At 55.0% G+C, this 12,584-nt stretch carries 12 protein-coding genes; 6 read left to right on the top strand and 6 right to left on the bottom strand.

What is annotated here, in order from left to right:
- Positions 1-1,608, top strand: a complete 1,608-nt coding sequence (locus tag V7Z75_RS01935) for a type I restriction-modification system subunit M (protein WP_334106772.1) — start codon at positions 1-3, stop codon at positions 1,606-1,608.
- Positions 1,609-1,699: 91 nt separating this feature from the next.
- On the opposite strand, the gene V7Z75_RS01930 is transcribed toward V7Z75_RS01935, so the two are convergent.
- On the bottom strand, positions 1,700-2,611 hold the full coding sequence (locus V7Z75_RS01930; protein ID WP_334106770.1) for a LysR family transcriptional regulator: 912 nt from the start codon (positions 2,609-2,611) through the stop codon (positions 1,700-1,702).
- 112 nt (positions 2,612-2,723) lie between these two features.
- On the opposite strand from V7Z75_RS01930, the gene V7Z75_RS01925 reads away from it, so the two are divergent.
- Complete coding sequence (locus V7Z75_RS01925) at positions 2,724-3,785, top strand: hypothetical protein (protein WP_334106768.1); 1,062 nt, start codon at positions 2,724-2,726, stop codon at positions 3,783-3,785.
- Positions 3,786-3,813: 28 nt separating this feature from the next.
- Here the strand turns inward: V7Z75_RS01925 and V7Z75_RS01920 are convergent, their stop codons facing one another.
- Positions 3,814-4,131, bottom strand: a complete 318-nt coding sequence (locus V7Z75_RS01920) for a thioredoxin family protein (protein ID WP_334106766.1) — start codon at positions 4,129-4,131, stop codon at positions 3,814-3,816.
- Between the two features lie 486 nt (positions 4,132-4,617).
- Here V7Z75_RS01920 and nrdA point away from each other — a divergent pair, with 486 nt between their 5' ends.
- From nrdA to yfaE, 3 genes are all read left to right on the top strand, one after another.
- Positions 4,618-6,897 (top strand): class 1a ribonucleoside-diphosphate reductase subunit alpha, encoded by a 2,280-nt coding sequence (gene nrdA, locus V7Z75_RS01915; RefSeq protein ID WP_334106765.1) that lies wholly within the window; start codon positions 4,618-4,620, stop codon positions 6,895-6,897.
- Positions 6,898-6,961: 64 nt separating this feature from the next.
- Complete coding sequence (gene nrdB / locus V7Z75_RS01910; RefSeq protein ID WP_334106764.1) at positions 6,962-8,095, top strand: class Ia ribonucleoside-diphosphate reductase subunit beta; 1,134 nt, start codon at positions 6,962-6,964, stop codon at positions 8,093-8,095.
- Positions 8,092-8,505 carry a class I ribonucleotide reductase maintenance protein YfaE gene (gene yfaE, locus V7Z75_RS01905; RefSeq protein ID WP_334106763.1) on the top strand — a complete coding sequence of 138 codons (414 nt, stop codon included), beginning with the start codon at positions 8,092-8,094 and terminating at the stop codon, positions 8,503-8,505. Before nrdB ends, yfaE begins: the two co-directional genes overlap by 4 nt.
- Here the strand turns inward: yfaE and V7Z75_RS01900 are convergent, their stop codons facing one another.
- From V7Z75_RS01900 to V7Z75_RS01890, 3 genes are read right to left on the bottom strand one after another with little or no spacing between them, the layout of a single operon-like run.
- The gene (locus V7Z75_RS01900) at positions 8,506-9,564 is read right to left on the bottom strand and encodes an AI-2E family transporter (protein WP_334106762.1); all 1,059 of its coding nucleotides are present in this window, start codon (positions 9,562-9,564) and stop codon (positions 8,506-8,508) included.
- A gap of 47 nt (positions 9,565-9,611) precedes the next feature.
- Entirely contained in the window at positions 9,612-9,917 is a 306-nt protein-coding gene (locus V7Z75_RS01895; RefSeq protein ID WP_334106760.1) for a DUF1840 domain-containing protein, read from the bottom strand.
- 59 nt (positions 9,918-9,976) lie between these two features.
- Positions 9,977-10,153, bottom strand: coding sequence for a PLD nuclease N-terminal domain-containing protein (locus V7Z75_RS01890; RefSeq protein WP_334106758.1), 177 nt, complete (start codon positions 10,151-10,153; stop codon positions 9,977-9,979).
- A 203-nt stretch (positions 10,154-10,356) separates the two neighbouring features.
- On the opposite strand from V7Z75_RS01890, the gene V7Z75_RS01885 reads away from it, so the two are divergent.
- Positions 10,357-11,343: a CobW family GTP-binding protein gene (locus tag V7Z75_RS01885; protein WP_334106757.1), complete on the top strand. Its 987-nt coding sequence runs from the start codon at positions 10,357-10,359 to the stop codon at positions 11,341-11,343.
- Positions 11,344-11,508: 165 nt separating this feature from the next.
- Here V7Z75_RS01885 and V7Z75_RS01880 read toward each other — a convergent pair whose 3' ends face one another.
- Positions 11,509-12,531 carry a CobW family GTP-binding protein gene (locus tag V7Z75_RS01880; protein ID WP_334106755.1) on the bottom strand — a complete coding sequence of 341 codons (1,023 nt, stop codon included), beginning with the start codon at positions 12,529-12,531 and terminating at the stop codon, positions 11,509-11,511.
- Between the last annotated feature and the right edge of the window lie 53 nt (positions 12,532-12,584).

The following is a 12,584-nucleotide window of genomic DNA, read 5'->3' as shown; positions in this document are numbered from 1 at the left end:
ATGACCGAATTCGAAAAACAAAAACTGGGCAAAACCCTTTGGGCCATTGCCGACCAACTGCGTGGTGCAATGAACGCAGACGATTTCCGCGATTACATGCTGGCTTTTCTCTTCCTTCGTTATTTGTCGGACAACTACGAGGTGGCTGCTCAGAAGGAGCTGGGATCGGACTACCCTCGGCAGATTGATGGCTCGGTCTCCACGCCGCTACAGCTCTGGTACGAAAGTAACCTAGAGGATGTCGCCGAGTTCGAAAAGCAAATGCGCCGCAAGGTGCATTACGTGATAGAGCCGCAATACCTGTGGGGCAACATCGCCGAGATGGCGCGCACGCAGGATGACGAGCTGCTGCATACCTTGCAGAAGGGGTTCAAGTACATCGAGGAAGAGTCCTTCGCCAGCACCTTTCGGGGCCTGTTCTCGGAGATCAATCTGGCGTCGGACAAACTGGGCAAGACCTACGCCGAGCGCAATGCCCGCCTGTGCAAGATCATCGCCGAAATTGCCAAGGGACTGGGGCAGTTCTCCACCGACAGTGACAGGCTGGGCGATGCCTATGAGTACCTGATTGGCCAGTTCGCGGCGGGCTCCGGTAAAAAGGCCGGCGAGTTCTACACGCCACAGCGTATTTCAGACATTCTGTCGGCCATCGTCACGTTGGACAGCCAGGAGCCTGCCACGGGCAAGCGCTCGCATCTGGATAGCGTGCTGGATTTTGCCTGTGGTTCGGGCTCGTTGCTGTTGAATGTGCGCCATCGCATGGGGTCGCACGGCATCGGCAAAATTTACGGCCAAGAGAAGAACATCACCACCTACAACCTGGCGCGCATGAACATGCTGCTGCACGGGGTGAAGGATTCAGAGTTCGACATCTTCCACGGTGACACCCTGCTCAATGAGTGGGACATGCTGCGTGAAACCAATCCGGCCAGGATGCCGAAGTTTGATGCCGTGGTTGCCAATCCGCCATTTAGCTACCGCTGGGAGCCGAGCGAGGCACTGGGCGAGGACACTCGCTTCAAGAACTATGGTTTGGCACCGAAGTCAGCGGCGGACTTCGCCTTCCTGTTGCACGGCTTCCACTTCCTGAAGCAAGACGGTGTAATGGCCATCATCCTGCCCCACGGCGTGCTGTTCCGTGGTGGAGCCGAGGCACGCATTCGCACCAAGCTGCTGAAGGATGGCCACATCGACACGGTGATTGGCCTGCCCGCCAACCTGTTTTTCTCTACCGGTATCCCGGTGTGCATCCTGGTGCTGAAGAAGTGCAAAAAACCCGATGACGTGCTGTTCATCAACGCCGCCGAGCACTTCGAGAAAGGCAAACGGCAGAACCAGCTTCTGCCTGAACATATCGAGAAGATCATCGACACCTACCAGTTCCGCAAGGAAGAGCCGCGCTATTCGCGCCGGGTAGGCATGGACGAGATCGAGAAGAACGATTTCAACCTGAATATCTCTCGTTATGTAAGCACGGCTATCGCAGAAGAAGAAATCAACCTGGGCATGGTGAATGACGATTTGATTTCAATAGAGCAGAGAATTCAGGAGGCCAAGAGGAAACATAATGAATTTCTCAAGGAGCTTGGATTGCCATTATTGCCTTAATGCCTATTCCAAAGCCTGGGACTCGTGTAGGCATATCCACGCACCTTAATCTGAAACCGATGAGCTTGCTGATTAGGTGTGATAGCGAGATTCAAAGTAGCTTGATTTCACTCAACTTTTCCATGCAGGTATCGCGAATGATTCTAGCGAGATCCTGGGTATAAGAGCGCGTCATGACATCCGGCATCCCAAGCGCATGCAGTTCCGACCAGAGGCCTTGGGCGCCTATCGGCTTGGCGATCACGTATTCATGCTCGACATAGCTTTGTATGCCCCAGTTGGGCAGTGCGGCAATGCCGCGGCGGCTGGCGACCAGTTGCATGATGGCGATGGTGAGTTCGCTGGTGCGGCGGCTGAATTCGATGTTGGCAGGCTTGAGCACCTGACGGATGACGTCGATGCGCTCTTCCGGCACGGGGTAGGTGATGAGGGTTTGCCCGGTGAAGTCTTCCGCCATCAGGCGTGGCTTGTTGCGCAGCTCATGCTCCGGCGGTAACACGCCCATGATCTCGAACTTGAACAGCGGAATTGCATCCAGATCGCGTAGTCTTTCCGGCAAGCTGCCAATGACGAGATCGGCCTTGCCGTCATGCAGCAAATGCCAGGGGTCGCTGTGGAAACCGGCCACCAAATCCAGCTCCACTTCCGGCCAGGCGCGGCGAAAGGCATCCATCACCGGCGTGAGCCAATCGAAGCAGGTATGGCACTCCAGCACGATTCTCAATTCGCCCGATTGGTCGCTCTTGAGGCGGATCAGGTCGCGTTCGGCTTTTTCCTGCGCTTCCACAATTTCCCTGGCTAATGCCAGCAAACGCTCTCCCGCTGGCGTGAAGCGGATGCCGTGGGCGGTGCGCTGGAATAATGGAGTGTCATAATGCTTTTCCAGCACACGAATCTGGTGTGAAAGGGCGGATTGAGTGAGAAATACGCGCTCTGCGGCATGCACGAGCTTACCGGTTTCGGCAATGGCGATCAGCGATTTCAGGTGACGGATTTCCAGCATGGTGCATATTTCTTGCTATGAATGAAATTCAAGTTTATCAAAAAAACTTTCTCTTTTTTGAATCTGCTTCATGACAGACAATCCCACGCTGGTTTTTCATGGGAAAGTTTGTATGGCGGTTGTGCATATTCTGGGATATCCATCCATCGGCGAGCGGCGTGCGCTCAAGTTCGCGTGCGAGGCTTTCCTGAGAGGTGACCTCAATGAAGTTGGCTTGAGGGAAATCGGCAAGGGCTTGCGCGAAGAGCAATGGCGCAAGCAGGCAGGGCTGGATTTCGTCACTGTGGGGGATTTCACTTTTCATGACTATGTGCTGGACCATTCCATCATGTTTGGCGCTGTTCCCGCGCGTTTTGGCCTGAAAGAGCCGCTGACGGAACATGACTATTTCACGCTGGCGTTTGGCACTGACAGCCAGCCCGCCATGGCACAGGCATCGTGGTTTGGTACTGAACACCATTACATCGTCCCTGAGCTTGATGCGCAGACCCGGTTTTCCATCAATGCCCACGATTTCCTGACGCAGCTGGAGGAAGCCAGCAAGCTGCGTAAAACCATCAAGCCAATGCTGCTGGGGCCGGTGAGCCTGCTATATCTGAGTAAGGCGGATGGAATCGACAAACTGAGCCTGATTGACAACCTGGCAGAGCAATATGCCCATCTACTGAAAGAGCTGTATCACAGGAAAATTGAGTGGGTGCAGATAGATGAGCCGGTATTTGGCCTGGATCTGGACGATGCATGGCTTAAGGCAGTAGAGCGTGCTTATGCCTGGTTCCGCACCACGCGCCCCAAATTGCTGCTGGCGACCTATTTTGCCAATGTGGCGCGGTATCAGGGCTATATCACTTATTTGCCGTTCGACGGGATTCATATTGACCTCGTGCATGCGCCGGAACAGCTTGCGCCATGGGTAAACGCCTTGCCTGGACATTGGGTGCTGTCTGCCGGAATTGTGGCCGCTCGCCATGCCGAAGCTGGTGATGCGCGGAGCAAACTCGCACTATTGCAGCCTGTGGCCAGAAAGCTCGGGGAGCGTTTGTGGGTTGCACCTGATTGCTCCTTGCTGCATACGCCCCTGGCTACTGCAGAAGCTGGTGGCAACGACCGGCTGACATGGGTGGATAAAAAGCTGGAAGAAGTGCGGGAATTGGCTGCTGCCGTGCATGCATGAGGGCAGGCCAGATTCGACCTCATGCAATTCAGTGATTCAACGCTTCCAGCAGCGATTGGATTTCCGTGGCGGATTGCGGGCGCACGACGCGACTAATTTCCATACCATCACGCAACGCGATCAGGGTAGGCCACAGCTTGACGCGGAAACTGCGACCCAAGGCTTGGCCTTTGCCATCTTCTATCCTGATGTGACGCAGGTTCGGGAATGATGCGAGGGCGACAAGCAGGTGGGATTGAGCAGCCTGGCAATAGCTGCACCAACTGGCGCCGAATTCGAGCAACAGCTTACCGGGGATGTTGTCAATCTCCGTGCGAACAGGTTCGGGAAGTGTGGCTGGCTTCATGAAAAGTCAATAGAAAAAAAGGGGATTTTGGCATGGATGGCGCATCTGTGGCGGAAGAAAATTTCCCTGATAAAAATTTCTCTTTAAAAATCCGTAATCTATCGCCAAAAAACTATATCTAGTGTTTTTTGCCTAACACTACCCCATTTTATTGAGGTATAGTTCGATTCGTTACAGCATTTGATTCGCATTGGAACAGACAGGATAGAGGCGTATTATTGCCTTTTTGACAGGGTGGCGGGATGGTTGTCCTGCCCTTGTGTCAAGAACGTGATCCGGGCGGAAACGGGGCGCGGAAGTGTTCATCCATGCTGAATCATTGCCAAGCATAAAACTGTCTTTATTATTTAAACGGTTGAAGCAAGGTATTCCACCAGATTGAAACAGGCGAGATTCGAGTCTGTGATCAGAGATGTTACGTGTTGTTCAACACCATGTGGCATTTCTTGTTTTCTGGCTGCCTTGCTTCCTGAACGGGAGTCATAGATGACAAAGTATGAATCCATGAGCGCCACCAAGCGTGATGGTCGCCGGGAGCCAATCAACCTGGACAAGATTCACCGCGTGATCGATTGGGCGGCGCAGGGGCTGGATAATGTATCAGTATCGCAGGTCGAACTGAAGTCGCATATCCAGTTCTATGACGGGATTCGTACCGATGTCATCCATGAAACCATCATCAAGTCCGCTGCGGACCTGATCTCGGAAGAAACGCCGGATTACCAATATCTGGCCGCGCGCCTGGCGATTTTCCACCTGCGCAAGATCGCCTACGGTCAGTTCGAGCCGCCGCATCTGTTCGATCACGTGACCAAACTCACCGAGATGGGCAAATATGATAGTCATATCCTGGCGGACTATAGCCGTGAGGAATTTGATGAGTTGAACGCGCATCTTGATCATTGGCGCGACATGAATTTCTCTTATGCTGCGGTGAAGCAGCTTGAGGGAAAATACCTGGTACAGAACCGGGTAACAAAGAAAATCTATGAAAGCCCGCAATTCCTCTACATGCTGGTGGCAATGTGTCTGTTTGCCAAGTACGAAGGCGCAACACGCCTGGAATACATCAAGCGCTTCTACGACGCTGTATCCACCTTCAAGATTTCCCTGCCTACACCCATCATGTCCGGCGTGCGTACGCCCACCCGCCAGTTCAGCTCCTGCGTGTTGATCGAGTGTGACGACAGCCTGGACAGCATCAATGCTACCACCAGCGCGATTGTGCGGTATGTCTCGCAACGTGCGGGCATCGGTGTCAATGCTGGACGCATCCGCGCGCTGGGCAGCGAGATTCGCGGCGGCGAGGCGCAGCACACTGGCTGCCTGCCTTTCTACAAACTGTTCCAGGCTGCGGTGAAATCCTGCTCGCAGGGCGGCGTGCGTGGCGGCGCGGCAACCTTGTTTTACCCGTTGTGGCATCTGGAAGTTGAATCATTGCTGGTGCTCAAGAACAACCGCGGCGTCGAGGAAAACCGTGTGCGCCACCTCGACTACGGCGTGCAGATCAACCGTTTGTTGTACCAGCGCCTGATCAAGGGCGGCGACATTACGCTGTTCTCGCCGCACGACGTTCCCGGCCTCTATGAAGCCTTCTTCGCCGATCAGGATGAATTCGAGCGCTTGTATACACGATATGAAGCCGACGACAGCATCCGTAAGCGTAGCCTGCCAGCCGTGGACCTGTTCTCATTGTTGATGCAGGAGCGCGCGGGTACTGGCCGCATCTATATTCAGAACGTGGACCATTGCAACACGCATAGTCCGTTCAACCCCAAACTGGCCCCGGTGCGTCAATCCAACCTGTGCATGGAAATCGCGCTACCCACGCATCCGCTTGACGATATCAATGACGAGAGCGGCGAAATTGCGTTGTGTACCTTGTCTGCGTTCAACCTTGGTGCATTGGAGGACCTTCATGAGCTGGAGGGTTTGGCCGATCTGGTGGTGCGTGCGCTGGATGCGCTGCTGGAATACCAGGATTATCCGGTCAAAGCCGCACTCAATGCCACCAACAAGCGCCGCTCGCTCGGCGTGGGCGTGATCAATTACGCCTATTACCTCGCCAAGAATGGCACCGGCTATACCGACGAAGCTGCATTGGGGTTGACCCATCGCACTTTCGAGGCGATCCAGTACTACCTGTTGAAAGCCTCGGTGCAGTTGGCGCGCGAGTTCGGCCCGTGCGGCGCATTCAATGAAACCACTTATTCGCAAGGTATCTTGCCTATCGACACCTATAAGAAAGATCTCGATGCAGTGTGCCAGGAAGCCTTGCAACTGGATTGGGAGCAGCTACGTAAGGACATCGTCGCGCATGGCCTGCGCAATTCCACTTTGACCGCGCTCATGCCTTCCGAGACCTCCAGCCAGATTGCCAACGCCACCAACGGCATCGAGCCACCGCGCGGCCTGGTATCGGTCAAACAATCCAAGGATGGCATCTTGCGACAGGTAGTGCCCGAGATAGAGCGCTTGCGCGGCCAGTATCAGTTGTTGTGGTCGCTGCCCAACAATGACGGCTACCTCAAGCTGGTGGGCATCATGCAGAAATTCGTCGACCAGTCGATTTCCTCCAACACTAATTACGATCCCAAGCGCTTCGAAGGCGGCAAGGTGCCGATGAAGCAATTGCTGAAAGACCTGCTGCAAGCCTACAAGCTGGGCGTGAAGACCCTGTACTACCATAACACCCGCGATGGCGCGAGCGAGGGCGGCACCGAAGGTGAAGGGGACGGTTGCGAAAGCGGCGCGTGCAAGATCTAGGTAACAGGACTAAATAAAACAGGGCGGTCATGCGCCGCCCTGACGGGATATATCGGGACAAGTCATGGCATACAGTATTTTCTCCAAGGTCGACAACGAACAGCTCAAGGAGCCGATGTTCTTCGGGCAGCCGGTCAATGTCGCGCGCTACGACCAGCAGAAATACCCGGTGTTCGAAAAGTTGATCGAGAAGCAGCTTTCCTTCTTCTGGCGGCCGGAAGAAGTGGATGTGTCGCAGGATCGCGCGGATTACCAGGGTCTGCCTGACCATGAAAAGCATATTTTCATCAGCAACCTGAAATATCAAACACTGCTGGACTCCATCCAGGGCCGCAGCCCCAATGTGGCCTTGCTGCCGTTGGTGTCGCTGCCGGAGCTGGAAACCTGGATCGAGACCTGGGCGTTCTCCGAGACCATACACTCGCGCTCCTATACCCATATCATCCGCAATATCGTCTCCGATCCTTCGCTGATTTTTGACGACATCGTGCGTAATGAGCATATCGTGGCGCGTGCCAGTGATATTTCCGCCTATTATGATGACCTGATCCATTACACCATGTTGTATTCGCAGCTCGGCGAGGGCGACCATGTCATTAATGGCGAAACCAAGTCCGTTCACTTGCGCGAGCTCAAGAAGCTGTTGTACCGCTGTCTGATGAGCGTCAATATTCTGGAGGCCATCCGTTTTTATGTCAGCTTTGCCTGTTCCTTTGCCTTTGCCGAGCGCAAGGTCATGGAAGGCAATGCCAAGATCATCCGCCTGATCGCCCGCGACGAGGCGTTGCACCTCACCGGCACCCAGCACATGCTCAACATCATGCGTGCCGGGCAGGATGATCCTGAATTCGCGGTGATTGCCAGCGAGTTACAGGATGAATGCTTCGAGATGTTCAGAACGGCGGCCGAGCAGGAAAAGCAATGGGCGGAATACCTGTTCAAGGATGGTTCGATGATCGGCCTCAATCGCGACATTCTCTGTCAATACGTCGAATACATCACCAATAGCCGCATGTCGGCAGTTGGCTTGCCGCCTGCGTTTCCCAATGCCAAGAGCAACCCCATCCCTTGGATCAATACTTGGTTGGCTTCCGACACGGTGCAGGTCGCGCCGCAGGAAGTGGAACTGAGCTCCTACCTCATCGGCCAGATCGACTCCGAAGTCAGCAGCGACGACTTGGGCGATTTCGAGCTTTGAGCACGGTTCGTACCCAGCACACCAGCTTTAGCCTCATTCCCCAAGAAACCCTGCTCGATGGCCTGGAACGCACAGGCCACGAGGTCGAGTATCAGTGCAGAGGAGGTTATTGCGGCATGTGCAGGGTGCGATTGCTGGACGGCGAGGTGCAATACCTGGAGCAGCCGTTGGCCTTTATTGCTGCAGACGAAATCCTGCCATGTTGCTGCGTGCCGAAATCCGATATCAGGATTGATGCCGAATTGCGGCCCGAATTCCAGAACTGGCAGGAACAGGAGGATATGTTTCCAGTACAGTCCAGTCTGTTTGCAGATGATGCCTTGCCGATACCAGATGCGCGGCGCCAGATAAAGAAATCAAGGAAAAGAAAACAAACAGCCAACTCACCGGTACAGGCTGCCTTGTTTTAACTAAGCCCTGTCGTGTGGTCTGGAAGTGGAAAAAATATCCCACATGGTGAAAAACAGGGCTGCAATCAATGGGCCGATTACAAAGCCATTGAGGCCGAATACCGCCATGCCGCCCAATGTAGAGATCAGGACTGCATAGTCCGGTAGCTTGGTATCTTTGCCGACTAGTATGGGACGCAGGATATTGTCTACCAATCCGATCACGAATACCCCAAAGGCAATCAGGATAATCCCGGAACCGAGTTCGCCAGTGGCAATGAAATAGATAGCAACTGGCGCCCAGATCAGGCTGGCACCGACAGCGGGCAGCAGCGAGAGGAAGGCCATGATGGCAGCCCATAGCAAGGCCGCCTGTATATCGAGTATCCAGAAAATCAACCCGCCCAATGCGCCTTGGGTGATGGCGACGAGGATATTGCCCTTGACCGTGGCGCGGATCACGGTGGTGAACTTGTTGAACAGGTGGCGTTTGTGTTCCGCGCTGAGCGGGATGGCCTGTTTTACCCGCATGGAAAGCGCGCTGCCATCGCGCAACAGGAAGAACATCAGATACAGCATGACCGCAAAGCCGACCACGAACTGGAAGGTATTCTGGCCGATGCGGACAGCCTTGCTTGCCAGAAACTGGCTGCCTTCCATGACTGCTTCCGAGAGCTTTATTTGCAGGCTTTTGACGTCGGTCAGTCCGATACGCTCCAGGCCGCGATGCACCGGCGATGGCGCCGCATCGAGAATTTGCTGGGTATAGAGGGCGGGATTGATCTGGCCCGACTTGATTTTCTGCACCAGCGTGACCCCTTCATGGATCATGGAACTGGCGATAAGGATAACCGGCACGATGACGATGAGGACACAAGCGCCCAGTGTACCAAGCGCGGCCAGGTTCTTGCGGTTGCGCGTGACGCGTAGCAAACGCCGGTAGAGTGGTGTGAACAGGATGGCGAGGATGACGCCCCAGAACACTGCCCCGTAAAAGGGCAGCAGGATGATGATCAGTCCGACAGAAACCAGCAATAACAGGAAAATGAAGGATTTATCGTGAAAATCGGCATTGTTCATGAAAGGAAAATTTACTGGCTAATGGAGCTGGTGGAGATTCTGGCTGTTTATTTCCACGTGACATCGCTATTGTTGGCGATGGCGGAGTTCAGTAGCTCTATCAATGGCAATGCGCGTTTTTGCAGACTGACTGCAGGCTCTCCCGCCGATTCAGGATCTGGCGATTCCGTCGCATCAGCAGAAGATGCTTGTTGCAGGCCTTGCTGCAAACGTTGCAATGCCTGCGGCACATCGTCGGCCAGAAGGGCGCTGGGCACGGTGCCGCTGTGGCCCATGAGATGCAGCAGTTGGGTGGCGACATCACCAAACAGAGTGATGTCGCTATAACGGGCGGTGGAGAAGGTGACGAGCATAATGTAAGACCTTTGGATAATGCAGGCAACTTACGGGAAGTAGCCTGCTTATTGATGAGTTAGTCGGACTTGCTGCCGGGGCCAGCCAGATACCAGACGATCAGGCCCAGCACAGGGAAGATCAGGACACCAAGAATCCAAAGGATTTTCTTTACCGTATCTGCCGAGCTCTGGATAATCTTGATGATTGCGTAAATGTCTGCAATGAGAATGAGAATGGCAATAATGTTTTGCATGGTGTTTTCCTTTTTCTTGGTGTTGAAAGAGAGAGCTAACTTCCTGCAGCAGATCAGAAAAGAGCGTATGCCGTACATCCAATGCGCAATATCAGAATTCACTGAATCGCACGTAGGACTTTACCGACTAGCCATGTCATTTGGCAAGGGGAGAATGGTTGCGGGGCAAGGAAATGAAGTACGCAACAGGCAGGAAGCTAAGCATGTCTGACCAGATGCGGTTGCCAGTGACGGTGCTCACCGGTTTTCTCGGTGCAGGCAAGAGCACACTGCTCAATCGGTGGCTGCATCAGCCAGATGCGCAGGATACGTTGGTGATCATCAACGAATTCGGCGAGATTGGCCTCGACCATCAGTTGGTCGCGCATCAACTGGAGCAGGCCATGGTGGTGGAGCTGAGTAATGGCTGCCTATGTTGCCAGTTGCGTACCGACCTCAAGAAAACCCTGAAAGACATTCACTGGCGCTTCTCACGCAATGGCGTGCGGCAATTCAAGCGCGTGGTGATCGAGACCAGCGGCATGGCCGACCCAGCGCCTGTCTTGCATACATTGATGACGGATACCTATGTTGCGGCAGCCTATCAACTGGATGGCGTAGTGACGCTGGTGGATGGGGTGCTGGGCATGCATACTCTGGCGCAACACCCGGAGGCTATGAAACAGGTGCAACTTGCAGATCGCCTGTTGGTTTCCAAGGCGGATATTGCTGATGTTGCGGAGCTGTCCAGGTTGCAGGCTTATCTCCATCAGGTCAATCCGGCAGCCCAGGTCGTGCTGCTGGATCCGGCTGTCTTGTCAATGACTCCTGATCTTTTGTTCGGCATGAGGCCGGAGACGGGTTTTCCGCATTGGTTATCTGTACTGCATGTGCCTGTGTTGCATGGGGGAGAAGTCACGAGCTTGAGCCTGGAATTGAAACCTATCCCCCGGCAGGATTTCATGCAGTGGCTGGAATTGTTGCGGGATTACCAGGATGCTGGCCTATTGCGGCTCAAGGGGCTGTTTTTTATTGAGGGCGAGCATGCGCCCGTGGCCGTGCATCGCGTGCAGCATATCCTGCATGAGCCGGAAGCCTTGCCGCAATGGCAAGGAAGTGAGCGCCATAGTCGCCTTGTCTTGATTAGTCAGACGTCTATCGGGAACGAAACGAGGCAGTTGTTGCAGCCCTTGGCCAGGTTCATCGCTTAGCGCGGCTAACAATATTCTCCTGACGATGTACCTGCATGACGCTAACTACTTTCTGTCACCTGGGGCTTGAGCCGGGACCTTGTCGACAGAAGGGAATGCTGCAACCCATCCAAACGAGATGCCGGGTCGAGCCCAGCATGACAGGGACGGAAGGTTGCCAGGCTTTTATATCTGCATCAGTGCTTCCCGAATGCCAAGCTCATCCAGGCCCTTGCCAATCAGGACAATCCTGGTAATCGGCTCATCCTCGTCCCAGCCTTGCAGCAGATTGGGCGGATAAAGCGTGTGATGTACCGCATGCGCGGCCAGGGGCGCGGGCAGGTCTTCGGCATGGATGATGCCTTTCAGGCGCAACAGACGCTCGCCGTGGGTAGCGCACAGCCATTGCAGCACGGGTTCGAGCTGCAGCCAGGTCAACGGTTTGGGCATGGTCACGGTAAAGCTGACGATTTCGTCCTCATGCACCGCTTGCGGCAGCATGCCGCGCCTGGCCTTGGAGCGCGACGGCGCACGCAGCCAGCGCTGCGGTTGCGCCTGCGTGCCGCCGGGATTGAACAGGCCTGCGTCAATCACTGCGGAGGGATCTATCTCGCCATGGCTGATGCGGTATTGGGTGGCGCCGGGGTTGAGCTCCTGCAGCGCCGCCGCGAGCGCGTCCAGGCTTTCCGCCGATGCCAGGTCGGTCTTGGTGATGAGCAGCACATCCGCCACGGCGGCTTGCTTGCGCGCCTCGCCGTGGCCCGCAATCTGCTGCAGTCCGTAGGTGCTGTCTATGGTAACCACCACCGCGTCCAGGCGATAGGTGGAGGAAATCACCGGCTCGTTGAGCAGGTTGGCCATGATGGGGCCGGGGTCCGCCATGCCGGTGGTTTCGATCATCAGGCGGGAAAAAGCCGGAATTGCTTCCAGCTGGCGCTTGAAGAACAGGTCGCGCATGGTGTCTGCCAGCTCGTTGCTCAGGGTACAGCACAGGCAGCCGGACTCCAACAGCACGGTGTTGTCGGCAATATGCTGGCTCTCGACCGTGCGGGCGAGGATATGGTCCAGCCCGGCGCTGCCGAGCTCGTTGATGATGACGGCGGTGTCCTTCATGCCGGGGTGGTTGAGCAGCTTGTTGAGCAACGTGGTCTTGCCGCTGCCGAGAAAACCGGTCAGCAACGTCACCGGGATGCGATGGTCCAGCGTCATTGAAAAATTCCTTGAGTCCCTTGGGTATGGTTGTGAGGATAGCAGGATGCCGC

Origin of the sequence: Methylobacillus sp. (assembly GCF_036844465.1) — a bacterium.
In the GTDB taxonomy this organism is placed as follows: Bacteria; Pseudomonadota; Gammaproteobacteria; order Burkholderiales; family Methylophilaceae; genus Methylobacillus.
Note: the sequence above shows the minus strand (reverse complement) of the source record. Positions and strands in the feature narration are given on the sequence as shown.